The organism is Novosphingobium pokkalii (genome assembly GCF_014652855.1).
In the GTDB taxonomy this organism is placed as follows: domain Bacteria; phylum Pseudomonadota; class Alphaproteobacteria; order Sphingomonadales; family Sphingomonadaceae; genus Novosphingobium; species Novosphingobium pokkalii.
Genome location: NZ_BMZP01000004.1, coordinates 257,272 through 282,070, shown reverse-complemented (window position 1 = coordinate 282,070; position 24,799 = coordinate 257,272). Strand labels below are relative to the sequence as shown.

General features: G+C 68.4%; 20 protein-coding genes and 1 tRNA gene. 12 read left to right on the top strand and 9 right to left on the bottom strand.

Going from position 1 to position 24,799, the window contains the following annotated elements; all coding sequences use genetic code 11:
* Positions 1-133 precede the first annotated feature (133 nt).
* The 4 genes from IE191_RS06520 to IE191_RS06505 are packed head-to-tail and all read left to right on the top strand — an operon-like array spanning position 134 to position 4,870.
* Positions 134-1,645 (top strand): TolC family protein, encoded by a 1,512-nt coding sequence (locus IE191_RS06520; protein ID WP_229815144.1) that lies wholly within the window; start codon positions 134-136, stop codon positions 1,643-1,645.
* Positions 1,642-2,634 carry an HlyD family secretion protein gene (locus IE191_RS06515; protein WP_191323530.1) on the top strand — a complete coding sequence of 331 codons (993 nt, stop codon included), beginning with the start codon at positions 1,642-1,644 and terminating at the stop codon, positions 2,632-2,634. The genes IE191_RS06520 and IE191_RS06515 overlap by 4 nt, the downstream gene beginning before the upstream one ends.
* Positions 2,631-3,737, top strand: coding sequence for an ABC transporter permease (locus IE191_RS06510; RefSeq protein ID WP_191323529.1), 1,107 nt, complete (start codon positions 2,631-2,633; stop codon positions 3,735-3,737). Before IE191_RS06515 ends, IE191_RS06510 begins: the two co-directional genes overlap by 4 nt.
* A complete protein-coding gene (locus tag IE191_RS06505; protein ID WP_191323528.1) occupies positions 3,734-4,870 on the top strand; it encodes an ABC transporter permease in 1,137 nt (378 codons plus the stop codon). The genes IE191_RS06510 and IE191_RS06505 overlap by 4 nt, the downstream gene beginning before the upstream one ends.
* Before the next feature lie 3 nt (positions 4,871-4,873).
* Here the strand turns inward: IE191_RS06505 and IE191_RS06500 are convergent, their stop codons facing one another.
* The 4 genes from IE191_RS06500 to IE191_RS06485 all read right to left on the bottom strand — a co-directional run bounded on the left by IE191_RS06500 (position 4,874) and on the right by IE191_RS06485 (position 9,605).
* The gene (locus tag IE191_RS06500; protein WP_191323527.1) at positions 4,874-7,117 is read right to left on the bottom strand and encodes a xanthine dehydrogenase family protein molybdopterin-binding subunit; all 2,244 of its coding nucleotides are present in this window, start codon (positions 7,115-7,117) and stop codon (positions 4,874-4,876) included.
* The gene (locus IE191_RS06495) at positions 7,114-7,587 is read right to left on the bottom strand and encodes a (2Fe-2S)-binding protein (RefSeq protein ID WP_191323526.1); all 474 of its coding nucleotides are present in this window, start codon (positions 7,585-7,587) and stop codon (positions 7,114-7,116) included. The genes IE191_RS06500 and IE191_RS06495 overlap by 4 nt, the downstream gene beginning before the upstream one ends.
* 105 nt (positions 7,588-7,692) lie before the next feature.
* The gene (locus IE191_RS06490) at positions 7,693-8,622 is read right to left on the bottom strand and encodes a ketopantoate reductase family protein (RefSeq protein ID WP_191323525.1); all 930 of its coding nucleotides are present in this window, start codon (positions 8,620-8,622) and stop codon (positions 7,693-7,695) included.
* Positions 8,623-8,705: 83 nt separating this feature from the next.
* Complete coding sequence (locus IE191_RS06485; RefSeq protein ID WP_191323524.1) at positions 8,706-9,605, bottom strand: LysR family transcriptional regulator; 900 nt, start codon at positions 9,603-9,605, stop codon at positions 8,706-8,708.
* 63 nt (positions 9,606-9,668) lie between these two features.
* On the opposite strand from IE191_RS06485, the gene mdlC reads away from it, so the two are divergent.
* The 5 genes from mdlC to IE191_RS06460 all read left to right on the top strand — a co-directional run bounded on the left by mdlC (position 9,669) and on the right by IE191_RS06460 (position 15,910).
* The gene (mdlC, locus tag IE191_RS06480) at positions 9,669-11,285 is read left to right on the top strand and encodes a benzoylformate decarboxylase (protein WP_229815143.1); all 1,617 of its coding nucleotides are present in this window, start codon (positions 9,669-9,671) and stop codon (positions 11,283-11,285) included.
* An 18-nt stretch (positions 11,286-11,303) separates the two neighbouring features.
* Complete coding sequence (locus IE191_RS06475; RefSeq protein ID WP_229815142.1) at positions 11,304-12,641, top strand: aromatic ring-hydroxylating oxygenase subunit alpha; 1,338 nt, start codon at positions 11,304-11,306, stop codon at positions 12,639-12,641.
* Positions 12,638-13,138, top strand: a complete 501-nt coding sequence (locus IE191_RS06470; RefSeq protein WP_191323523.1) for an aromatic-ring-hydroxylating dioxygenase subunit beta — start codon at positions 12,638-12,640, stop codon at positions 13,136-13,138. Before IE191_RS06475 ends, IE191_RS06470 begins: the two co-directional genes overlap by 4 nt.
* Before the next feature lie 80 nt (positions 13,139-13,218).
* Positions 13,219-15,117 (top strand): molecular chaperone HtpG, encoded by a 1,899-nt coding sequence (gene htpG, locus IE191_RS06465; RefSeq protein WP_191323522.1) that lies wholly within the window; start codon positions 13,219-13,221, stop codon positions 15,115-15,117.
* 70 nt (positions 15,118-15,187) lie between these two features.
* Positions 15,188-15,910 (top strand): 2'-5' RNA ligase family protein, encoded by a 723-nt coding sequence (locus IE191_RS06460; RefSeq protein ID WP_229815141.1) that lies wholly within the window; start codon positions 15,188-15,190, stop codon positions 15,908-15,910.
* A gap of 186 nt (positions 15,911-16,096) precedes the next feature.
* On the opposite strand, the gene IE191_RS06455 is transcribed toward IE191_RS06460, so the two are convergent.
* Entirely contained in the window at positions 16,097-18,442 is a 2,346-nt protein-coding gene (locus IE191_RS06455) for a thiamine pyrophosphate-binding protein (protein ID WP_191323521.1), read from the bottom strand.
* 142 nt (positions 18,443-18,584) lie between these two features.
* On the opposite strand from IE191_RS06455, the gene IE191_RS06450 reads away from it, so the two are divergent.
* Positions 18,585-19,040, top strand: coding sequence for an Lrp/AsnC family transcriptional regulator (locus tag IE191_RS06450; protein ID WP_308432884.1), 456 nt, complete (start codon positions 18,585-18,587; stop codon positions 19,038-19,040).
* A 4-nt stretch (positions 19,041-19,044) separates the two neighbouring features.
* Here the strand turns inward: IE191_RS06450 and IE191_RS06445 are convergent, their stop codons facing one another.
* On the bottom strand, positions 19,045-20,073 hold the full coding sequence (locus IE191_RS06445) for a LacI family DNA-binding transcriptional regulator (RefSeq protein ID WP_191323519.1): 1,029 nt from the start codon (positions 20,071-20,073) through the stop codon (positions 19,045-19,047).
* Between the two features lie 207 nt (positions 20,074-20,280).
* On the opposite strand from IE191_RS06445, the gene hisD reads away from it, so the two are divergent.
* Both hisD and IE191_RS06435 read left to right on the top strand, forming a co-directional pair.
* Positions 20,281-21,612, top strand: coding sequence for a histidinol dehydrogenase (hisD, locus tag IE191_RS06440; protein ID WP_191323518.1), 1,332 nt, complete (start codon positions 20,281-20,283; stop codon positions 21,610-21,612).
* Entirely contained in the window at positions 21,609-22,379 is a 771-nt protein-coding gene (locus IE191_RS06435; protein WP_191323517.1) for an SDR family NAD(P)-dependent oxidoreductase, read from the top strand. The genes hisD and IE191_RS06435 overlap by 4 nt, the downstream gene beginning before the upstream one ends.
* Before the next feature lie 53 nt (positions 22,380-22,432).
* Here the strand turns inward: IE191_RS06435 and IE191_RS06430 are convergent.
* The 3 genes from IE191_RS06430 to IE191_RS06420 all read right to left on the bottom strand — a co-directional run bounded on the left by IE191_RS06430 (position 22,433) and on the right by IE191_RS06420 (position 24,723).
* Positions 22,433-22,508: transfer RNA gene (locus IE191_RS06430), tRNA-Thr, on the bottom strand.
* Between the two features lie 26 nt (positions 22,509-22,534).
* On the bottom strand, positions 22,535-23,401 hold the full coding sequence (locus tag IE191_RS06425) for a hypothetical protein (protein WP_191323516.1): 867 nt from the start codon (positions 23,399-23,401) through the stop codon (positions 22,535-22,537).
* Positions 23,398-24,723 carry a replication-associated recombination protein A gene (locus tag IE191_RS06420; RefSeq protein ID WP_191323515.1) on the bottom strand — a complete coding sequence of 442 codons (1,326 nt, stop codon included), beginning with the start codon at positions 24,721-24,723 and terminating at the stop codon, positions 23,398-23,400. The genes IE191_RS06425 and IE191_RS06420 overlap by 4 nt, the downstream gene beginning before the upstream one ends.
* Between the last annotated feature and the right edge of the window lie 76 nt (positions 24,724-24,799).

Sequence of the window (24,799 nt, the reverse complement as noted above, 5' to 3'; positions counted from 1 at the left end):
GCGGCGATGCGACCGGCCAATTTGATCGCGCGCAGGAACCACTGCCGGCTTTGCGCGTAAGGCGGCTTGCACGGGCGTGAGGCCTGCGCGAATCCACGCTGCAAGGGGGCTGCGGCAGAATGAGACGGACAATGTGAACAGGGGCGCCGTACTGCTGCTGTGGGCGGCAAGCGGCACGATCGCCACCGCCGGTTCAGGCCATGCGCAAGAGGCGGCTACGGAGACGCCAGGCCCGGCTCTGGCGCTGAGCTTTGCCGACGCGCAGGAGCGGCTGGAGCACGCCTCCCCGGCGCTGTCGGGCGTGCAGCATGGCGTCAATGCTGCACGCGAAGTGCAGGCGGCCGTGGCAACGATGCACCGCCCGATCGTGACCGCCTCGGCGCAATATCTGGCCTATCAGAAGACGCTCAGCGTCGATCTCTCCGGCCCCAAGCAGGAAACCCTGCAAGGGGTCGATGGCTATCTTTCGGCGCTGCCGGGGCAGTTGCCGCCCGCGTTCCAGGAGATTGCCAGCGGCATCGTCGGACGCATATCGCAGGCACTGCCGGGCCTCTTTTCGGCAATCCCGGACTCGCTCACCTATCGCTATCGCGACGAGGTGTTCAATCCCACCGTCCAGGGCGTGCTGCCGCTCTATTCCGGCGGCGCGATACCGGCGGTGCAGCATGCCGCCGCCGCCGGGGTTGACTTGGCGCAAGCACGGGTGGCCAGCGCCCGCGATACCGCGCGGCTCAATCTGGTACGGGTCTATTTCGGCCAGATGGCGGCCCATGCCCTGGCGCTGTCGGCGCGCGAATCCCGCGATGCCCTCGCCAGCCTGGCACGCGATGTCGCGCAGTCCGAACAGGCCGGTGTCACCCCGCATGCCACCACGCTGGAAGCAGGCGTGGCGCGCGACACCGCCGAGCGGGCCTATCAGCGCGCGCTGCTGGAGGAAGCCGCCGCGCAGGACGAACTGGCCCTGACGCTGGAGGCCGGCAGCGTGCAGCCGACCACGCCGCTGTTCGTGCGCACCCGCGCGCTGGAGCCGGTGGACAGCTATGTCGACGGGGATCGCCTGCCGCGCACGCGCGAGGCGGACGCCGGCGCCGGTGTCGCCAAGGCCGGGGTGGAACTGGCCCGCGCCCGCTATCGGCCCCAGGCCTTTGCCTTTGGCGCCTATAACTTCAACCGCGATCACGCCCTGCCGACCGAGCCGGACTGGGTGGTCGGCGTGGGCGCGCGCATCACGTTGCTGTCCAATGTCGATCGCGGCCATCTGCTGGCCTCCGCGCGCGAACAGGAGGCCGCCGCGCAGGATGCCGCGCGCGAGGCGCGTCGCGTCGGCGAAACCGCCGTGCACCGGGCCTGGACGTTGACCGAGGCGGCGCGCCGCTCGTTCGTGCTGCTCGATTCGAGCCTCGCCGCCGCGCAGGAAAACCTGCGGGTGCGCCGTGTCTCGTTCGCCGAAGGGGAAAGCACGCTCACCGCCGTGCTGGGCGCCGAGGCCGCGCTTTCGGCCGCGCGCACCCAGCGCATTGCCACGGCCTATGAATACGATCTGGCGCTCGCCGGCTTGCTGGCCGCCTCGGGCCGGCTCGACCGGCTGGACGACGCGATTGCCACGGCCGACGTGCGCCTGCTGCCGGAGCCCCAGACACCATGACCGCGCAACCCTCTCCCCGGCAGCGACGCTGGCTCTATCTCGGCCTGGCGCTGGTCGCCGTGCTGCTGGCGATCGGCCTGTGGCTCGCAGCCCGTCCGTCCGATCCCCCGCTTCAGGGCGAAGTGGACGCAGACACCATCAACGTCGCGACCAAGGCGCTCGCGCGGGTGGATGCGATCACTGTGGAAGAGGGCGACCGGGTGCAGCCCGGCCAGGTTCTGGCGCGCCTCTCCAGCCCGGAAATCACCAATGGCCAGGCGCAGGCGCAGGCCGCGCTCGATGGCGCCAAGGCGGCCCAGGCACTGGCCGATGAAGGCGCGCGGGCGGAGGATATCGCCTCGGTCCGCGCGACCTGGCTGGCGGCCCAGGCGACGGCAGACCTGGCGCGCACATCCAGCGAGCGGGCCGATCGCCTGTTTGCCCAGGGCGTGATCGCGGCGCAGCGGCGTGACGAAGCCCATGCCGCGCGCGACAGCAGCGCGCAGGCGGCGGCGGCGGCGCGCGCGCAGTATGCCAAGCTGCTGGCCGGCCCGCGCCCGGCGAGCAAGGCCCTGGCCGCCGCGCAAGTGCGCATCGCCGCGGCCGGCGCGGCCACTGCGGGTGCCTTGGGCGCGGAAACCCGGCTGGTCTCGCCGATCGGCGGGGAAGTGGCGCGGCGCCTGGTGCAGCCGGGCGAACTCGTCAGCCCGGTGCTGCCAGCCTTGCAGGTGATCGACGTGGATCACCCTTGGGTCAGCGTCAACCTGCCCGAAGACATCTATCATGGCATGGCGCCGGGCCGGGTGCTGGTCGGTGAAGTGCCGGCGCTGGGCCGCAACGTGCGCTTCCGCGTGGCGCGCATCGCGCCGCAGGGCGAATTTGCCACGCAGCGCGCCACCCGCGCCACGCGCGGCTATGACGTGCACGCGATCGAGGTGCGGCTGCGCCCGGCCGAGGCCGTGGCGGGCCTGCGTCCCGGGATGAGCGTGCTGTTCGCCTGGCCGCAATGAGCATTGCCGCCGGATTTCGTGCAGAGGTGGATCGCCTGGGCCACAACCGGCTGGACCTGGCGCTGTTGACCGTAGTGCCGGCGGTGATGCTGGCGCTGATGGCGGCCATGCTGTTTGCCGGATCGCCGCGCGGGCTGGGCGTGGTGGTGGTCGATCGCGATGGCGGGCCACTGGCGCGTGCGATCGTGCGCGATCTCGCCGCCAGTCCGCAACTGCGCGTCGTTGCCGTGACCGGGCAGATCGGGCAGGGGCTTTCCGCCTTGCGCCAGGAACGCGCGGTGGCCGTGGTTGTGGTGCCGCGCGGCGTGGCAACCGGCCTGCGCCGCCCCGGTGCAGCGCCGGTGGAAGTGCTCTATGCCGCGCAGTTCCTGGCGACCGGCGCCGTGGCGCAGACCAGCGCCGAACTGGCCGTGGCCAGCGCCCTGGCGGCCGGTCCGGCGGCGCGGCTGGGGCTCTATACGGCGCGCTTGCCGGGGGTCCATGTCGCGCTGCTCGGCAATCCCACCGGCAGCCTGGAATGGTATCTGGGCCTGCTGCTGGGGCCTGGCATTCTCCATCTGGCGATTGCCGTCACTGCAATCGGCGCGCTGACGCCCTTGTTGCAGGATGGCTCTTTCGCCGCGTTTGTCCGCACTACGCCGGGCGCGGCCGGGCAGGTCGTGGGCCGCCTGCTGCCCCATGTCGGCGCGGGCACCGCGCTGGCCACGGCCTGGCTGCTGTGGCTGGTGCTGGCGCGTGGCTATCGCGTGGAAGGCGGCGTGCTGGCGCTGGTCGGGGGCTATGCCCTGCTGTTTGCCGCCACGGTCTCGATCGCGCTGTTCCTGCTGGCCCTGGTGCGAGAGCCGGCCACGGCGCTGTCGGGCGCGGTGATCGTCGCGGGGTCGGCGCTGGCCTATTCCGGCGCCTCTCTGCCGATCAACGGATCGCCCTGGCTGGTGCGGGTGTGGAATGCCGCGCTGCCGCTGACCCACGGCTTGCGTTTGCAGATGGATGCGGTGATGGGCGCGGCGGCGCGCCCGCTGCTGGCCGAGGCGGGCGCGCTGCTACTCTATCCCCTGGTGCCCGGCGCACTGGGGCTGTGGCTGGTGGTGCGCGCGCGATGAAGGCGGTGTGGCGCGCCTGCGAGACCACGCTGTGGGAAATCCTGCGCTCGCGCGAACTGCTCTCGCTCGCGGTGGTCTCGGTGCTGTTCTACGCCTTCTATTACCCCGCGCCCTATTCCCGCCAGGCGGCCGAGGCGATGCCGGTGGTGGTGGTCGATCAGGATGACAGCGCCCTGTCGCGCCTGGTGGTGCGGCGGCTGGGGGAAACCCATGCGGTGAACGTGATCGCCCGCGCGCCCGATGTGGCCGCGGCGCGCGCCGTGCTGGAGCAGCGCCGCGCCGAAGGGGTGTTGGTGCTGTCGCGCGGGCTTTCCGCCGTGGCGCAGACCGGCAAGCCGGGGGCGGGCATCGCCCTGATCGTCAACGGCACTTATTTCGTCCGCGCCGAAACCATAGCCAAGGCGCTGGGCGAAGTGGCCGCCGATACCGCGCAACGCCTTGGCCTCGACAAGGGCGTGCGCGGCGCGGCCAGTCCGATCGTGGTGCAGCCGTTGTTCAACACCACCGGCGGCTATCGCGACTATGTGTTTCCGGCCGTTGCCAACGTGATCCTGCAACAGACGCTGCTGTTTGCCGGGGCGCGGCTGATTGCCGAACGGCGCCGGCGCGGCGCGGTGATCGGTGGGGACTGGCTGGCCGCCGCGCTGGGCACCTGGGCGGCGCTGGTGCTGGTGGGCGTCCTGGCCGGGGCTTTCGTGTTCGGCTTCGCGTTCTGGATCCAGGATGTGCCGCGCGCGGGGAACATGGCCGGGCTGCTGCTGGCGCTGCCGGTGTTCGCGGCGGCGGTGGCCGCGCTCGGGCTGGCACTGGGCAGCCTGTTCCGGCGGGGGGACGATGCGCTCAAGCTGCTGATGCCCACGTCCGTGCCGCTGGTGTTCCTGGCTGGCTTTGCCTGGCCGCTGTCGGCCATGCCCGGCTGGCTGGCTGCGCTCGCCTGGCTTTCCCCGGCAACGGCGGCGATGCACCTGTTCATCCGCTTCAACCAGATGGGGGCGAGCCTGGCCGAAGCCTGGGGCCCGCTCGCCGCCATCCTGGCGCTCGCCGCGCTCTATGGCGCAGCGTGGTTGTGGCGCGCGCGGGCTCTGGAGCAGGAGCAGGAGCTGGCCCGGGCCGAAGGCGCCGGGCCAGCCTGACGGTCAGGCAAGCGTGCCGATGGGCAGCGCCCGCACCCGCTTGCCACGCAGGCGCGAAACCGCGTTGACCACGGCCGGGGGCACCGCCGGCAGCCCCGGTTCGCCGATGCCGCCCATCTTCTCCCCGCTTTCCACGATGCGCACATGCACGCGCGGCATGCGATCGGGGGTGAGGATCGGATAGCCATCGAAGTTGCGCGCCACGCGCTCCCCGTTCTTGTAGGCGGCTTCTTCCACCAGCGCTTGCGACACGCCCAGCGCCACGGCGGAATTGACCTGCGCGGTGATGATCGCGGGATTGACGATGCTGCCCGGATCGATCGCCTGCCACACCTCGTGCACGGTCACCTGGCCATCGCTGATCGAGACTTCGGCAATCGCCGCGGTCTGCGTCCCAAACGGAGAGGCCATGGCCATGCCGCGCGCGCGGGTGGTGCCGTCGGCGGCCTTGAACGGCCCGCGCTTCCACCCGCCGGAGAGATCGACCACCGCCTTGAGCAGGGTGGTGAGCCGCGCGTTGCCGGCCAGCAGATGCTGGCGCACGGCGTACGGATCTTGCCCGCCCTGATCGGCCAGTTCATCGAGAAAGGCTTCATAGAAGAAGTCGTTCATCGAATTGCCGACCGAACGCCAATAGGCCAGCGTGGTCGGGCTTTTCACGAAGATCTGGGCAATGCGGGTATTTGCCACGGCATAGCTCTTGCCGGTCAGGCCTTCGAGCGCGCTGGGGTCGATCTTGCCGCTGCGCTTGTCGGCAATGCCTTCGCCCGGGCCTTCGGTGGCGCTGACCGCCTCGATCGCCAGCGGCATGCCGGCGGCATCGAGCGCGCCGCGAAAGCGCACCGCCGCCATCGGCCGCAGCGGATCGCGCAGGAATTCCTCCTCGCGCGTCCAGATCAGCTTGACCGGCGCGTTGACCCGCTTGGCCAGTTCGATCGCCTGGGGATAGGGATTGCCCTTGGGATAGAGGAAATGGCGCCCGAAGAAGCCGCCGAGCAGCGGCGAATGGATGCGGATCTTTTCGGGCGGCAGGCCGGAAACCTTGGCCACTTCTGCCAGGAACATGTCGGGCGCCTGGTTGGGAAACCACATGTCCAGCGTGCCGTCGGCGTTGAACCGCGCCAGGGCCGAGGGCGGCTCCAACTGCGCGTGGTTGAGATATTGGCTGTGGTAGGTGGCGCTGACGGTGGACTTGGCTGCGGCAAAGGCCTTGGCCACGTCGCCGCTGCTTTCGGCCACTTCCTCGGTGCCCTGCACCGTGGCGAGGTGGGCGGCATGGTCGGCGGTGGAAAACGTTGCCGGCATCGGGCGATAGGTGGCGCCGCTCGGCTCCAGCCAATCGACCTGGGCAGCCTCCACCGCGCGGCGCGCATGCCAGAAGCGTGGCGCGACCACGGCCACGGCGCCATCGAGCACGTGCACCGAATGCACGCCCTTCATCGCCTTTACCGCAGCCTCGTTGCGGATCTTGCCCACGGTCAGGCCCAGGCGCGGCGCGTGCTGCACGGCTGCGTGGAGCATGCCATCGACTTTGGTGTCGATCGAGAACTGCGCCTTGCCGGTGGACTTGGCACGCACGTCAAGCCGCGCCTGCGGCTTGCCGATCCAGCGGAAATCCTTGGGATCCTTGAGCGCGGGCGGCGTGGCCGGCACGGCCAGATCGAGCGCATGGGGGGCAAGCTCGCCATAGCCCAGGCTGCGGCCTGAAGCTTGGTGCACCACGCGGCCGGGCTGGGTGGTCAGTTCGGCCACCGGCACCGAGAGGCGCTGCGCCGCTGCCTGGATCAGCACCGCGCGGGCGCTGGCCCCCAGCCGGCGCATGGTGTCATAGCTGGAGCGGACCGACATGGACCCGCCGGTGAAGCGGATGCCGCCGGGCATGACGCGATAATCCGGGCCGGGCGGGGCGTTTTCCACCACGAAGCTGGCGGGATCGGCATCGAGTTCCTCGCCCACGATCTGTGCCAGCGCGGTCCAGGTGCCCTGACCCCCTTCGGCAAATGGGCTTTGCAGGCGGATCGCCCCGTCCGGGCCGATCGCCAGGAAGGCCGGCACGCGCGTGCCGGGCGTGATCGCCGCAGCGCCGCCGGCGGCCTGCGCCCGCGCACCACCCATCGGCAGCCCGAAGCCGAGCACCAGCGTGCCTGCACCGGCCGCGCCGAGAAAGCCGCGCCGCGAAACATTGACCGGCGCGCCGGTGGGCAGGGCCTGGGCGAGGGCGGGATCAAGCGGAGTCCATTCGGTCATGCGCCGTGCTCCTGCGCCGGGGCGAGGCCGGCCACGTCGCGCACCGCCGCCTTGATCGCGTTGTAGGTGCCGCAGCGGCACAGGTTGGTCATTGCCGCTTCCACGTCGGCATCGCTCGGGCGGGCGTTCTGCTTGAGCAGCGAGGTGGCCGCCATGACCTGGCCCGACTGGCAATAGCCGCACTGCGGCACCTGGTGCTTGACCCAGGCTTCGACCACCCGCGCGCCCACAGGATCGGCCTCCACGGCCTCGATCGTGGTGATCTGGGCGCTGGCCACCGATTCCACCGGCGTGACGCAACTGCGCGTGACAGTGCCGTCGATCATCACCGAACAGGCGCCACACTGCGCGATGCCGCAACCATACTTGGTGCCGGTCATGCCCAGGTCATCGCGCAGAACCCACAGCAGCGGGGTATCGCCTTCGGCGTCGACGCGACGCTTCTGGCCATTGATGGTCAATTCGATCATGGGGGAAACCTGCTTCCGGAAAGGCGTGTGCACTTGCGTTGCATATCGCAATCCAAATCCGCTGGCACGATGAATATCGGGCATCAGCGTAACAAATCCTGTTCATCACTCGCGGCGCGGTTCGCCCATCCGCACCAGATCGGCCAGCGTGCGGGTCACCGGCACGGGCACGCCGGCTTGATCGGCCAAGGCGACGATCGCGCCGTTGATCGATTCGATTTCCGTCGCGCGGCCGGCCAGGCGGTCTTGCAGCATCGAAGGCTTGTGGCCGCGATGGTGGGCCAGGGCATGCTCGATCTTGGCGAGCAGGCGCGGGCGATCGATCGGCACGCCATGGGCCTGCGCCGTGGCCATGGTTTCCTCGACCACGGCCAGGGCGATCCTCCGGCCCTCGGTGCAGTCGAGGCCGCCCACCGGCTTCCCGGTGATCGTGGCGAGGGCATTGAGCGCCGCGTTGAACGCCACCTTTTCCCACACCGCCACGCGCACCTGCGGATCGACCACGGCGTTGAGGCCGTTCCGGTCGAGCAGGATCGCCACGCCCAGGGCATGGACATCGGCAACCGGATCGGCGCCACCCAACCAGATGTGGCCGGCGCCGTGCGAGGAAACCTGCGCCGGGCCGTCCAGATCGGCGGGGAAATCGGTCACGCCCCACAGGATGCGATCGGGAGCAAACACCGTGGCGATCGCCTCCACATTGCCCAGCCCGTTTTGCAGAGTGAGGGCAAGGCATTGGCCATTGGCGAGGTGCGCCACCGACTGGATCGCGGCCGCGCTGTGCATGCCCTTGGTCATCAGGATCACCACGTCCGCCGGCCCGGACACGTCGGCCGCGCGCGCTGCCGCGACGCGGGCATGGTGTGTGCCGGTATCATCGCAGAGCGTGATGCCCTCGCGCGCGATCGTGGCGAGCCGTGCCGCGTCCACATCGACCACGGTGACTTGCGCGCCGCCCAGGGCCAGCCGTGCCGCGAGCAGGCAACCCATCGCCCCGGCGCCCACGATCACGATCTTGCGCGGTGCCTCCGCCATGTCCGTCCTCTCCCGTTGCTGCGCCGTGCCGGGGCGATCCCCCACACGTATACGCGCGAGTGTTCGGGCCGGGCGGTGGGCGGTCAAGCCTCCAGCGGCAGGCAGCGCACGAACTGGCGCGCCGCTTCGGGCAGCAACCCGGCCCGGTGGCGATAGAGCCGCATCGCGCGGGCGTGGGAAAGAGCCGGTGCGGGCACTTCACCCAGCGTGCCCATGGCCAAGTGCGGCATCACCAGCGGTTCGGGCAGCCAGCACAGCAGGCGGCTGTGCGCGGCCACCGCGACCATCGTTTCGACCGAGGAGGATTCGACCACCACCGCCGGCACCGGCAGGCCGGCGGCGCGGAACCGCGCTTCGAACTGGACACGCGGCGTGGCACCTGGACCGGGCATGACCCAGCCCTGATCCACCAGATCGGGCAGAGCGACGGGCTCGGCGCAGCGCGACAGCGGATGGTCGGCGGCGGCGAACACTCCGAAACGATCAGCATAGGCGCAGGTGCCCAGGCATTCGACCTCGTGATGATCGAGCGCCGACGCGGTCACGACCACGTCCACCCGCCGTTCCAGCAGCGTGCCGAGCAGGCCGTCGTCCACCTCTTCCAGGGTCTGCGCGGTCAGTTGCGGGTGCCGCGCCAGCAGCGTCCCCAGCGCCTGCGCCACCAGCGTGCGCATCGCGGCGGCCACCGCGCCCACCCGCACCACGCCCCGGCGCAGCCCCCGCAGCGCGTCAAGCTGGTCGCGCGCGGCGCGCATCTCGAAGGCGAGGAGCCGGGCATGGGGCAGCAGGATTTCGCCCGCTGCGGTCAACGCCATGCCCTTGCTCTGCCGTTCGAACAGCTTGTGCCCCAGGCGCTGTTCCATTGCCTGGATCATCCGGCTGAGCGAGGGCTGCGTCAGGTTCACCACGGCCGCCGCCCGGCCCAGGCTGCCGGTCTCGGCCACGGCGAGGAAGGCGCGCAAGTGGCGTTCGTCAAAATCCATGCGCCATGCGTATGGCTTTTTCCCGGAATTGCAATTGTGCCTATCGCCTGATGACGGCACAGTATGCGCCAGCAAGAACAGGCGCCGGACACGAGCCGCGCGCCGAGCCCGGGTGGGAGAGCCATGCCGACCGTACGCGAGATAACCGTGGCGCTGCTGCGCGAGTTGGGCATGACCACCGTGTTCGGCAATCCCGGCTCTACCGAGCTGCCGATGTTCCGGGATTTTCCCGCAGATTTTCGCTATGTGATGGGCCTTCAGGAAAGCGTCGTGCTGGGCATGGCCGATGGCTTTGCCCAGGGCACGGGCCATGCCGCGCTGGTCAACCTGCACAGTTCGGCCGGGGTCGGCCACGCGCTGGGCAACCTGTTCACCGCCCGCAAGAACCAGACGCCCCTGGTGGTCACCGCCGGGCAGCAGGCGCGCGCCATCCTGCCGTTCGAGCCGTTCCTGTTTGCCGAGCGGGCAACCGAGTTTCCGCAGCCCTTCGTCAAGTGGGCCTGCGAGCCGGCGCGCGCGCAGGATGTGCCGGCCGCGATTGCCCGCGCCTATCACGTGGCGATGGAGCCGCCGTGCGGGCCGACGTTCGTGTCCATCCCGATCGATGATTGGGACCAGCCCGGCGAGCCGTTCGCGGCGCGGCAGGTCTTTGCCGCGCGGGCGGGCGATGCCGATGCCCTGGCCGCCTGCGCGGCAGAGCTGGACCGCGCCGCACGGCCGGCGCTGGTGGTGGGCGCAGGGGTGGCGCGCGATGGCGCGTGGGATGCGGTGATCGCCCTGGCGGAACGGCACCAGGCCCCGGTGTGGGTGGCGCCGATGGCGGCGCGGTGCAGTTTTCCCGAGAATCATCCGCTGTTTGCGGGCTTCCTGACCGCCGGACGCGAAGCGATTGTCGCCAGCCTGGCCGCGCACGATGTCGTACTCGCGCTGGGCGGGCCGATGAACCTCTACCATGTCGATGGGCAGGGGCCGCACATCACGCCCGACACGCGCGTCTGGCTGATCGGCGACAATCCCGTCCATGCCGCCTGGGCGCCGGTGGGCACGGCCATCGTCGCCGATACGCGCCTGGCGCTGGGGCAGTTGCTTGACCGGTCGCGTCCGCCCGCGCGCCCCGCGCCGCCGCCGCGCACCAGGGTTGCCGTGCCGGAACAGGGCGCGCTGACCGATCGGCTGGTGCTGCAACGCCTGGCCGCGCTGCGCCCGCCCGAAAGCGTGATCGTGGAAGAAGCGCCTTCGGCCCGTGGCCCGATGCACGATCACTTGCCGATCGTGGCGCGCGACACGTTCTACACCACGGCCAGCGGTGGCCTGGGCCATGGCCTGCCGGCCGCCGTCGGCATGGCGCTGGCCCGGCCGGGCGACAAGGTGATCGCCGTGCTGGGCGATGGTTCGGCGATGTATGCCATCCAGGGCCTGCACGCTGCCGCACAACTGGGCGTTGCGGTCAGCTTCGTGATCCTCAAGAACCGGCGCTATGAAGCGCTGCACAGCTTTGGCCGCCTGTTCGGCATGCAGACCCTGGTCGGCACGCAGTTCCCCGAGCTCGATTTCTGCGCGCTGGCGCAAGGGCACGGCGTGGCGGCGCGCGCCGCGCAGGATCTGCCCACGCTCGATGCGGCACTGGCCTGGTCGCTGGCCGCTGCCGGCCCCACTCTGGTCGAGGCCGAAGTGGCCTGACGCCAAGGAGCACTGGTGATGGATGTCACGCGCTTTGTCGATGATCGGCCCGAAGACGGCGTGTTTCGCGTCAACCGCGCGATCTTCACCGATGCGGCCGTGTTCGAGGCGGAAATAGCCCGCCTGTTCGAAGGCGGCTGGGTGTTCCTGGGCCTTGAATCCCAGGCGGCGCAACCGCACGACTTCTTCACCACCTTTGCCGGGCGGGTGCCAGTGCTGGTTCAGCGCTGCGGAGAAGGGGTGCTGCGCGCTTTCGTCAATTCCTGCCCGCACAAGGGCGCGCGGCTGGCGCAGACGCGCCAGGGCCATGCCCGGTTGCACGTGTGCCCCTATCACAGTTGGAGCTTCGACAGCGCCGGCCGCAACAAGGCGATCAAGTGGAAAGGCGCCGGCTGCTATGCCGAGGCGTTCGACCAGGCCGATCACGGCTTGGCCCCGCTGCCGCGCTTTGCCGCCCATCGCGGGTTCCTGTTCGGCAGCGTTGCCGCCGATGTGCCCCCGCTGGAGGACTACCTGGGCGAGGCGGCGCATCTGCTCGATCTGGTGGCAGACCAGAGCGCGGAGGGGCTGGAACTGGTGCCGGGGCAAGTGACGTTCACCTATGCCGCCAACTGGAAGCTGCAACTGGAAAACTGTTCCGATGCCTATCACTTCACCTCGGCCCATCCCTCCTACATCCGCGTGCTGGAACGGCGCCAGCAGGAACTGAGCGCCGATGTCGTCGCCTCGGTCTGGGAAAGCAGTGACTATTGGAAGGAAGAAGCCCAGGGCGTGGCCGGCGGCAGCTATAGCTTTGCCAATGGCCACGTGCTCAATTGGGGCATCTTCGGCGTCACGCCGGCGATCCCGCTCTATGAAAGCGCTGCCGCGTTGGCGCAGCGCCATGGCGCGGCGCGGCGGGACTGGATGTTCAACATGCGCAACCTGACGATCTTTCCCAATCTCCAGGTTGCCGAAAACGCTTCTAGCCAGTTGCGGGTGATCCGCCCGCTCGCGCCGGGGCTCACCGAAATGCGCACCTGGTGCATCGCGCCCAAGGGCGAAAGCGGCGAGGCCCGCCGCCAGCGCATCCGCCAGTACGAGGATTTCTTCAATCCCACCGGCATGGCCACGCCCGACGACACCGTATCGTATGAAAACTGCCAGATCGGCTATGGCGGCATGATCGAGCCCTGGCTCCAGGGTTATGCGCGGGGGATGACGGCGAGCGTGGCGGGCGGCAATCGCTTTGCCGATGTGCTGGGCATGGCGCCACAGCGCAGCGTGCTGGCCGATTCCCAGCTTTGCGACGAGACCCTGTTCCACAGCTATTACCGCGCCTGGGCCCGGCGCATGGCGCAAGGTGCGGCGGCATGAGCGTGGCGCTGACCATCGCAGCGGCGCAGGACTTGCTCTATCGCGAGGCCCTGCTGATCGACACGCAGCGCTTTGGCGAATGGCTCGACTTGTTCACGCCCGACGTGGAATTCTGGATGCCGGCGTGGCGCGACGAGACCACGCCGACGCAAGACCCCGACCGCGAGCTGTCGCTGATCTACTACAAGGGGCGGCGCAATCTGGAGGACCGCGTGATGCGCCTCACCTCCGGCCTGTCGGTGGCTTCCGCCCCGCTGCCGCGCGTGGTGCACATGGTCAGCAATGTGCTGGTCACCACGCAGGGCGAAGGGAGCGGAGAGGTCTCTTCCGCGTTCGTCTGCCACCGCTTCGACGTGCGGATGAACCGCGCCGACTGCTTCTTCGGCCGCTATGCCCACCGCCTGGTGTGGCACGAGGGCGGCTGGAAGATCGCGCGCAAGGTGATCACCCTGCTCAACGACACGATCCCCACGGTGGTGGACATCAACGCGATCTGACCGGCCTTGAACTCCCCCGGGGCGGCGCACATCTTGGCCCGTACCGGACCATTTTTCACAACAGGGAGTTTCGCCCGCCCATGACCGCCGACGTTCTGGACGATACCGCCGCTGGCCCGCAGACCCACGCCTTCGAGGCGGACGTGGCCAAGCTGCTGCACCTGATGGTGCATTCGGTCTATTCGGACAAGGATGTCTTCCTGCGCGAGCTCATCTCGAACGCGGCCGACGCCTGCGAAAAGCTGCGCTATGAAGCGATCGCCCAGCCCGATCTGCTGGGCGACGATCCAGCCCCGCGCATCACCATCACGGTGGAAGCAGACCTGCGCCGCCTGACCATCGAGGACAACGGCATCGGCATGACCGCGGCCGACATGGCCGAGACGCTGGGCACGATCGCGCGTTCGGGCACCAAGGCCTTCATGGATCGCATCGCGGCGGCCAAGGGGGCAGAGGATACCCAGTTGATCGGCCAGTTCGGCGTGGGCTTCTATTCCGCGTTCATGGTCGCCGAAAAGGTCGACGTGATCTCGCGCCGGGCCGGGCAGGACCAGGCGGCGATGTGGTCTTCCGATGGCCTGGGCACGTATACCATCGGCCCGGTCGAGGCCGACCAGGCACCGGCGCGCGGCACCCGCATCGTGCTGCATCTGCTGGAAGACGCGGCCGATTATGCCCAAGCCCCGCGCATCGAGCAGATGGTGCGCGCGCAATCGGGCCACGTGCCGGTGCCGATCACGGTGAAGGACAAGCCGGACGCCGATGGCAACCAGGTGGCTGACGGCACCGCGCTGTGGACCCGGCCCAAGAGCGCGATCACGCCCGAGGAATACAAGGATTTCTACCGCAGCGTGGCCGGGCAGTGGGACGATCCGGCGCTGACCCTGCATTACCGCGCCGAAGGGCGGCACGAATATTCGGTGCTCGCCTTCGTGCCGGAAACGCGCCCGTTCGACCTGTTCGATCCCGATCGCAAGGGTCGCATGAAGCTCTATGTGCGCCGCGTGTTCATCACCGACGAGGCGGAAATCCTGCCGCGCTACTTGCGCTTCGTGCGCGGGCTGGTGGATTCGGCGGACCTGCCGCTCAACATGTCGCGCGAGATGATCCAGGACAGCCCGATCCTCGCCGCGATTCAGAAGGGCCTCACCGGCAAGGTGCTGGGCGAACTGGAAAAGACCGCCAAGGATGATCCGGCCGCCTATGCCCGGCTGTGGGACACCTTTGGCGCGGTGATCAAGGAAGGGCTCTACGAGGATTTCGAGCGGCGCGAAACGCTGCTGCGCCTCGCCCGGTTCAAGACCACCGCCTCGGGCGGGGAATGGCGTTCGCTGCAAGACTATGTCGCGGCGATGCCGGAAAACCAGACCGCAATCTATTACGCCACGGGCAGCGATCTCGATCGCATTGCCAGTTCGCCGCAACTCGAAGGCTTCCGCGCGCGCGGCGTGGAAGTGCTGCTGCTGCCCGACCAGGTCGACAGCTTCTGGGTGCGCGGGGCGATCGACTGGGACGGCAAGCCGTTCAAGTCGGTCACGCAAGGGGCGGCCGATCTCAGCCTCATTCCCCTGGCCGAAGGCGCAGACAAGCCCAAGCCCGAAGCCAGCGATGCGGTGGGCGGCTTCCTCGCTTTCGTGAAGGAAACCCTGGGTGACGCGGTGTCCGACGTGCGCGCCTCCGATCGCCTGACGGACAGCGCGGTGTGCCTGGTGGCCAGCGAAAGCGGCCTCGATCGCCAGTTGGAAAAGCTGCTGGCCAATGCCGGGCAGCTTCCCGCCGGGTCTGCGCCGGTGCTGGAAGTCAATCCCGCTCACCCGCAGATCGAGCGGCTCGCCGCGCTGCCCGAGAGCGACGAACTGCGCACCGATGCCGCGCACCTGCTGCTCGACGAAGCGCGCATCGTCGATGGCGAGCCGCCGCGTGATCCGCGCGCCTTTGCCGAGCGCCTGGCTCGGCTGATCGCCCGCGCCACCGCCTGACGCACAATAGGCATCGCCGCGCGTCGCATGGCCATTGCCTGTGCGGCGCGCGGCTGGCACGGGTGATGCCATGCCCAGCCTGATCGACACGATGAAACCGCGCCTTGTCCTTGGTGCCCTTGCCACGCTGCTGGCCGCTCTGGCCTTGCCCGATGCGGCCAGCGCCGAGGCTCTACCTGCCAAACTGAGCCTGGATATCTACGCCATCCCCTCGCGCCCGATCGTGGCGGCGGTGGATCGCGCCAGTGCCGAACTGGGCGCGCTGGGCATGACCTCGTTCCGCGCCAAGGGGCAGGCGGTCCACGCCACGCTCTATCTCACGCAATACCCTGCCAGCGCGCTGCCCCGCCTCAAGGCCGCCATCGCGCGGCTGGCCCGGGGCCGCCAGCCGATCCCGCTGGCCGTCGATGGCGCCGAGCGCAGCCCCACCAACTGGCTGTTCCTGCGCGTGACGCGCAGCGCGGCGCTGCAACGCTTGGCTGATGAGGTGACCCTGGCCGCCGAACCGCTGCGCGACCACGACCTGGCGCCGCCGGCGTGGATGAAAGACTATCCGGCCAAGCTTCCCGCATTTGAACGCTATGGCTCGCCCAACGTGTTCATGCAGTTCGATCCGCATCTCACGTTGCTGGCCAACGAAGCCAGCCCGGCGCTGGCCACCTACATGGCCCGCGCCGCGCAGCAACCCCCGCGCGCGCAGGGCCGGGTGGAAGGGATCGGCATCGGCCTGGTCGATGCCAATGGCCAGATCGTGAAAACGCTGGCGGAATACCGCTTCACGTCGCGGCGCTGATCATGCTGGATCAAGCGCGTCTGATTTCCATCATCGACAACAGAGCGTGGCCCCGGATCAAGTCCGGGGCGACGAAGAAACTTTAGCTATTTCAACGTCACCCCGGACTTGATCCGGGGTCCCCCGCAACGGTTGATGCCCGGCAAGCCATCCACCGCGCCCGGCCGTCGCGGGACCGGCAAAGGCCTATTCCTCCAGGAACAGCTCTGCCGCCGCATCGATGATCGCATCGGCATCGAGGCGATAGGTGCGGTAGAGATCCGGCAGATCGCCGGTCTGGCCGAAGCGGTCGGTGCCAAGCGGGCTGACGCGCATGCCCCTGACCCCGCCAAGCCAAGACAAGGCCCCCGGCGATCCGTCGATCACGGTCACCAGGCTCGCGTGCGCCGGCAGCGCCGAAAGCAGGTGGTCGACGTGGCTCGGCGCCGGCTTGGTGCCGGTCCACCGCGCCGCGCGGCGCGCCGACCAGCCGCGATGCAGCAGATCGGGCGAAGTCACGTTGAGCAGGCCGAGGCCAGGCAGGTCTTCCACCAGCGTTTCCCATGCCGCCAGGGCTTCGGGGGCAATCGCGCCGGTGAACACGATCGCAGCCTCGCTGTCGGCCGAGGGGCGGCGCAGCCAATAGCCGCCGCGCACTGCGTCGGCTTCCCAGGCATCATCGCTGCGCGTGACTTGCGGGATCGAGCGGGTGCTGAGGCGCAAGTAGACCGAACTGCCTTCAGGCTTCTGCATGTGCTCGAACGCATGGCGCATCAGGATCGCCACTTCATCGGCATAGGCGGGTTCGTAGTAATCCAGGTTGGGCTGGCCCATGCCGATCAGCGGCGTGTTGATCGATTGGTGCGCGCCACCTTCCGCGCCCAGCGTGAGGCCGGAGGGCGTGCCCACCAGCAGGAACCGCGCATCCTGATAGCAGCCATAGTTCAGCGCATCGAGACCGCGCGAAATGAACGGATCATAGACCGTGCCGACCGGCAGCAGCCGCGTTCCGAAATGCGGGGCGGACAGGCCGAGGGCGGCGAGCATCAGGAAGAAGTTGTTTTCGGCAATGCCCAGTTCGATGTGCTGGCCGGCGGCATGGCCGGTCCAGCGCTGCGCCGAAGGGATCTTGGCGGCGTGGAACACGTCGTGCAGTTCGCCGCGCCGGAACAGGCCGCGCCGGTTGACGAAGCCGCCCAGGTTGGTGGTCTGCGTCACGTCGGGCGCGGTGGTCACGATGCTGTCGCCCAGGGTATCGCCGGCCTTGGCCAGGTCCATCAGGATCCGCCCGAACGCGGCCTGGGTCGATTGCTCCTCGCCCTCGGGCGTGGGCAGGCGGTCAGGCACGGGCACGGCCGGCGCGTCGTGCTCGGGCGGGGTGGCGGCAAACGGGCTGCGGCTGACAAAGGCGCGCAGTTCGGCAGCGAGGTTGTCGCCCAGGCCGCCATAGGGTTCCCATTCCTGGCCCTCGGCAATGTTCAGGCTGTCGCGCAGTTGCAGGATCTGCTGCGGGTTCATCATCCCCGAATGGTTGTCCTTGTGGCCCGCCAGCGGCAGGCCGAACCCCTTGATGGTATAGGCGATGAACATCGTCGGGGTTTCATCGTCGGCGGCGGCAAAGGCTTCCAGCAGCGTTTCCACGCAATGGCCGCCCAGGTTGGTCATCAGGTGCGCCAGCGCGGCATCGTCAAAGCTGTCGAGCAGCTTGCGGACATGCGGCTTGCTGCCGATGTCGGCCAGCAACCGCGCGCGCCACGCCGCGCCGCCCTGATAGGTGAGCGCGGCGAAATCGGCGTTGGGGCAATTGTCGATCCACTCCTGCAAGCTCTTGCCGCCCGGCCGGGCAAACGCCTCGCGCTGCTGCTTGCCATACTTCAGCGTCAGCACGCGCCAGCCGCAGGTCTCGAAGATATCGTCGAAGCGGCGGAACATGCGGTCGGCCGTCGTGCTGTCGAGCGACTGGCGGTTGTAGTCGACGATCCACCAGCAATTGCGGATGTCGTGCTTGTAGCCCTCGATCAGGCATTCATAGATGTTGCCTTCGTCAAGCTCGGCATCGCCCATCAGCGCGATCATCCGGCCGGCGTTTTCGGCGGGAAGCTGGCCGCGCGCGATCAGATAGTCCTGCACCAGGCTGGCAAAGGCGGTAATGGCCACCCCCAGGCCGACCGAACCGGTGGAGAAATCGACCGGGATCTGGTCCTTGGTGCGCGAGGGATAGCTCTGCATGCCGCCCAGGCCGCGAAACCGCTGCAACTGGTCCAGGCTCTGGTTGCCCAGCAGGTAGTGGATGGCATGGAGCACCGGCCCGGCATGCGGCTTGACCGCCACTTTGTCCTGCGGGCGCAGGGCATGGAAATAGAGCGCGGACATGATCGTCGTCATCGATGCGCAACTGGCCTGGTGGCCGCCCACTTTCATCCCGTCGCGCTTCTTGCGCACGTGGTTGGCATTGTGGACCGTCCAGGCGGAAAGCCAGCGCAGGCGCGTGTCGAGGGCTTCGAGCGCCTGAACCGTGTCCTGCTGGCTTTGCGGTTGCGCAACGATGGCCATGACAATCCCTCCCGTCTTCTGGTGGCGGCAGTCTAGATCATCATGGTCCGGGGATCATTGCAAAGATTGCCATGGGCGGGCAGAGTATTGGCAGATTCTGCCAAAAAATCGGTCTGGGGGCAATTTCATGTCAAATCAGCGGTTGGATGCCATAGACATCCGCATCCTCGCGCGGCTTCAGGCCGATGGGCGAATCACCAACCAGCAATTGGCCGATGCCGTGGGCCTATCGCCCAGCCCATGCCTGCGCCGGGTGCGCCAATTGGAGGAAAGCGGCATCATCCAGGGCTATGTCGGCCTGGTCGATCCCGCTGCGGTGGGCCTTGGCGTGACGGCCTTCGTCCGCATCCGCCTGGAACAGCAGGATGACACGCGCCTGTCGCTGTTCGAGGCCGCCGTCGCAGACTTCCCCGAAGTCATGGAATGCTACCTGATGACCGGAGAGGCCGATTACCAGCTTCGCGTGCTGGTCGGCTCGCTCAGCGAATTCGAGGATTTCCTGCGCCACAAGCTGACCAAGGTGGCGGGCGTATCGCAGGTCACCACCAGTTTCGCGTTGCGCCCGGTGGTCTACAAGACGGCGCTGCCGGTGGGGTAGGTCGTTACGCGACCGGGCGCGAACTGCCGCGCACGACCAGCTTTCCGGGGCAAACCACCGCTTCATGGTTACTGGGCGACTCGCGCAGCGCGTGGATCAGCCGGACGGTTTCATCGACCATCTGCGCGGCCGGCTGGGAATAAGTGGTCAGGGCAAAGCTGGGCCAGGCCGCCATCGGCACGTCATCATAACCGACGATCGACAGATCGCGGCCAACGTCGATCCCGAATTCGTGCCGCGCCACGGTGATCGCGGCCAGTGCCATGGTATCGTTGGCGCAAAAGATCGCATCCGGGCGATCGGGCCGCAGCAGGAGGCGGCGCGTCGCGGCCATGGCCGCATCGAATGCGAAGTGGCCGCATTCGCGCAGCGGTGGCGGCAGGCCCTGTTCCGCCAGATAGGCCGTGAACCCGGCCTCGCGCTCGATATTGGTGGAGGCATCGGGCGAGCCCGACAGGAACGCCAGCCGGCGATGGCCGCCGCCGAGCAGATGCGCCGCAACCGCGCGCGCACCATGCGCGTTGTCGCCCACCACGCACGAGGCATCGTCTTGGTCGGTCGTGCGGTTGTATAGAATGATCGGCACCCCGGCGCGCCGACATTCGCCGGCCAGCAGCGACGAGAGGCTGACCGACAGGAGCACCAGTGCATCGATGCGATAGTGCAGCACGTCCTGGATCGATGGTTCGCCCTGCGCGGGAAACAGCATCAGCCGCAGGCCGTTCTGGTCCAGCCGGTCCGAAAGCAGTTGCAGCGTCGCGACGAAGAACGGATTGGCCAGGTTGGCCACCCCCACGCCGACGATGCCCGACCGGCCACGGATCAGCGAACGCGCCAGCGGGTTGGGGCGATAGCCCAGCTTGGCGGCCGCCGCGAGAATGCGCTCCCGCTTGTCTGCCACCAGGCTGGAGCCGGGCGTGAACGCGCGCGACACCGCCGATTGCGACACGCCCGCCTCGCGCGCGACATCATGCACGGTAACTGATGCGGCATCATCGACAGGGGATCGGCGGGCATCGCGCGGGGCAACCATCGCCGTTTCCTATCGCCGGCCAGAGCGGCGGTCAAACGGGGATCCGAGGCTATCGCCTGTTTGATGGACCGAAATCTTGAATATATATTCATTCATAAAACCGAGGTTTGTGGGCGATGATTTTCATGTCCTGAAATTCGTTGAATATGTATTCAATGCGCCGGTGAAGGGATGGGGATCAGCCCATCCGCTGGAGGAGTTTGGCAGATGGCCCAATGGCTGAAGCGCGGCGCGGCTGCGGATGTGAAGGCGGAAACCGACCGCAAGGTGCGTGACATCGTGGAAGCGGCGCTGGCCGATATCGAGCGGCGCGGCGATGCCGCCGTGCGCGAGATGAGCATCAAGTTCGACGGCTGGGACCGCGACGACTATCGCCTGAGCCAGGCCGAGATCGACGCGGCGGTGGACAGCCTTTCGCCGCAGGAGCGCAAGGATATCGAGTTCGCGCAGACCCAGGTGCGCAACTTTGCCCAGATCCAGCGCGACAGCATGAAGGACGTGGAAGTCGAGACGCTGCCCGGCGTGATCCTCGGCCACAAGAACGTGCCGATCAACGCGGCGGGTTGCTATGTTCCGGGCGGCAAGTACCCGCTGCTCGCCTCTGCGCACATGAGCGTGATCACGGCCAAGGTCGCCGGGGTTTCGCGCGTGATCACTTGCGCGCCGCCGTTCCAGGGCAAGCCGGCGCGCGCCATCGTCGCGGCGCAGGCGCTGGCCGGGGCAGACGCGATCTATGCCCTGGGCGGCATCCAGGCGATCGGCGCCATGGCCATCGGCACGCAGAGCATCGATCCGGTCGATATCCTGGTTGGCCCCGGCAATGCATTCGTGGCCGAAGCCAAGCGCCAGTTGTTTGGCCGCGTCGGGATCGACCTGTTCGCCGGACCCACCGAAACCCTGATCATTGCCGACGAAGTGGGCTGCGACCCGGAAATGGCCGCCACCGACATTCTCGGCCAGGTCGAGCACGGGCCGGACAGCCCCGGTGTCCTGCTCACCAATTCGGAAAAGTTCGCCCGCGCCACCATGGCCGAGATCGACCGTCTGTTGCAGATCCTGCCCACCGCCGATCACGCCCGCAAGGCCTGGGAAACCTTTGGCGAAGTGATCGTGGCTGAAAGCTATGAAGAGATGGTGCGGGTGGCCGACGAGATTGCCAGCGAGCACGTGCAGGTCATGACCGCCGACCCAGACTATTTCCTCCGGCACATGACCAACTATGGCGCGCTGTTCCTGGGCCAGCGCACCAATGTCTCGTTCGGCGACAAGGTGATCGGCACCAACCACACCCTGCCGACGAAGAAGGCGGCGCGCTATACCGGCGGCCTGTGGGTGGGCAAGTTCCTCAAGACCTGCACCTACCAGAAAGTCCTGACCGACGAGGCCAGCGCCCTGGTGGGCGAATATTGCAGCCGCCTCTGCGCCCTGGAAGGCTTTGCCGGGCATGGCGAGCAGGCCAACATCCGCGTGCGGCGGTTCGGCGGGCGCAATGTGCCCTATGCCGGCCAGGCCGAACCTTCGGAACTGACGAAAGCATGAGCGCGCTTCCGCAGACCCCCAGCTTCCAGCTCGACGGGCGCCGCGCGCTCGTCACCGGGGCCGGGCGGGGCATCGGCCTCGCCATGGCCGCTGCCCTGGCCCAGGCCGGGGCGCAGGTCACGCTCGCCGCGCGCACCGCGGCCGAGATCGAGGCAGGTGCGGCGGCCATCGTTGCGGCCGGCGGCCTGGCCGATGCGGCCGTGCTCGATGTGAGCGACACGGCTGCCGTCGCCGCGTTCTTCGCCAGCCGCCCGGCGTTTCACGTGCTGGTCAACAACGCCGGCACCAACCGCCCCAAGCCGCTGTGGGAGGTGAGCGAGGACGACTATGACGCCGTGCTCGATCTCAATCTGCGCTCCGCTTTCTTCGTGGCGCAGGGCGCGGCCAAGGCCATGCTGACCGAAGGTATTGCCGGGGGCAGCCTGATCCACATCGGCAGCCAGATGGGCCACGTCGGCGGCCCCAACCGCAGCCTCTATTGCGCCAGCAAGTGGGCCATCGAAGGCATGAACAAGGCCTTCGCGCTCGACCTTGCCCCCCACGGCATCCGCTCCAACACGATAGCCCCCACGTTCATCGAAACCCCGATGACCAAGCCCTTCTTCGAAGATGCGGCCTTCCGCGCCAGCGTGCTGGCAAAGATCAAGCTGGGCCGCCTGGGCACGGTGGCAGACCTGATGGGCGCCGTGGTCTTCCTCGCCAGCGAGGCATCGGCGCTGATGACCGGCACCAGCCTGGTCGTTGATGGTGGCTGGACGGCGGATTAGGGCCTCGGGCGATGAAACCCATGGCAGGCGGCGAACGCTTGTGGTTCGCAAAATGGTGCCGGCTAGAGGAATCGAACCCCTGACCCCCTGGTTACAAAGCAGGTGCTCTACCAACTGAGCTAAGCCGGCAACGGTGGCTAGCACAGCGCATAGCCTCAACTGGCCCCGAACGTCCAGCCCTCGGTTTTGGCAATTTCCGGGGTCAGGCCGGGCGGGTGCCACAGCCGGGGCTCGGCGGCCACGGTGCGCAGCCAGGCGGCCGTGATCAGGGCGTCGCTCTGGTGGTCGTCGATCGGGCCGGCGTGGTGGAAGGGGGCGCTGGCCAGGGCTGCCAGCGCGGTGTCGAGTGCGGCGCCATCGCGGATCTTGGAGCGGCTGGGCGGGCGTCCGGCGGCCATGGCGGCGATGGTGGTGTAGATTTCGCAGACCACGCTGCCCGAAGCAGGCAGGGGATCGATCGGCCAGACGGGCAGGTGGCCCGCAAGGCGGTGCAGCACGCGCATCCCCGACAGGCTCGACTTGCCCACTTGCGCCGCGCCGACCAGGTTGAAATTGCTGTAGGGCTTGCATCCCATTGCCTCCTGCGCGCGTTCGGTCACGCGCAGGCGACCGCGCCCGGGGGGGAAGCGATCGCCGCAGCGGCCGCCGTGGCGGCGGAAATGGCGCGCCGGTTCGCTGGCGTCGACGAAGCGGTTGACGCCCAGGTGCGGTTCATCGGTGCAGGCGGCATCGACCATGGCCCAGAGCGCGCGGGCGTCGGGCGGGCTTTCTGCCCATCCGGGAAAGAACGCGCCGCAATCGACGAACGGCAACGATTGCCCCAGGTCCATGCCGACGAGGCTGTCACGCGGCAGATCGTGCCGCAGCCAGTGCAGCACCTCGGCGCGCGACCAGCGATGGCCCGGGCGAACGAGCGTGGGGGCGCCCGGTCCGGCGCTACATTGCGCCAGGGCAATGCCCTTATGCCGTTCCCCCGCCGCGCCGGACCAGTCGATCGCCACGAAATGGGCAAAGCGGCTCATTCTTCCCCGCGCCGCTCGCGCCGCTTGCGGTCCCACCACTCCAGCCGCTTGGCGATCTCGCGCTCGAAGCCGCGCTCCACCGGGCGGTAGAAGTCCTGCGCCGCCATCCCGTCTGGCCAATAGTGGGCGCCGGAAAAGCCGTCTGCCGCGTCGTGGTCATAGGCATAGCCCTTGCCATAGCCGATGTCCTTCATCAGCTTGGTCGGGGCGTTGAGGATGTGCGCGGGCGGGCTGAGCGAGCCGGTGTCGCGCGCGGCTTTCCACGCCGCCTTCATCCCCGCATAGGCGGCGTTGGATTTGGGCGCCGTGGCGCAATAGAGGCAGGCCTGCACGATGGCGAGTTCGCCTTCGGGCGAGCCGAGGAATTCATAGGCGTCCTTGGCCGCCAGGCACTGGATCAGCGCCTGCGGATCAGCGAGGCCGATATCCTCGCTGGCAAAGCGCACCAGGCGGCGCAGCACATAAAGCGGCTCTTCCCCCGCCACCAGCATGCGCGCCAGCCAATAGAGCGCGGCCTGCGGATCGGACCCGCGCAGTGATTTGTGCAGGGCGGAAATCAGGTTGTAGTGCCCGTCGCGGTCCTTGTCATAGACCGCCACGCGCCGCATCAGGAACGTGGACAGCGCCTCTGGATCGAGCGGGGCGGGCAGGTCCACGTCCAGCAGGGTTTCCACCTGGTTGAGCAGGAAGCGCCCGTCGCCGTCGGCCGAGGCGACCAGCGCCTCGCGCGCGGGCGGGGTGAGGGGCAGGGCGAGGCCGGTCTCTTCCTCGGCTCGGCGCAGCAATTCGCCCAGGGCGGCGGCATCGAGCCGGTGCAGGATGAGCACTTGCGCCCGGCTGAGCAAGGCGGCGTTGAGCGCGAAGCTGGGGTTTTCGGTGGTGGCCCCGACTAGAGTGATCGTGCCGTTTTCCACCACGGGCAGGAAGCCATCCTGCTGCGCGCGGTTGAAGCGGTGAATCTCGTCCACGAACAGCAGGGTGCGCCGCCCGGCGAGCGCCATGGCTTCTGCTTCGGCAAATACTTTCTTGAGATCGGCCACGCCCGAAAAGATCGCGCTGATCGCCACGAAGCGCATGCCCACGGCATCGGCGAGCAGCCGCGCGATGGAGGTCTTGCCGGTGCCGGGCGGCCCCCACAGGATCATCGAGGAAAGCTTGCCGGCCGCGACCATCCGCCCGATCGCGCCTTCCGCACCGGTCAGGTGGCCCTGGCCGATCACCTGGCCAAGCGCGCGCGGGCGCAGCCGGTCGGCCAGCGGGCCATGCTCAAGCGGCTGGGCGCGCGGGGTTTCCTGGGGAGGCGGGGCAAACAGATCGGCCATCGCCAACCGAGATAGAGAGCCGGGGCGAAAATTTCTCGAAAAATTTTGCAGCGGGGCTTGTGGAGATGCATTTAAG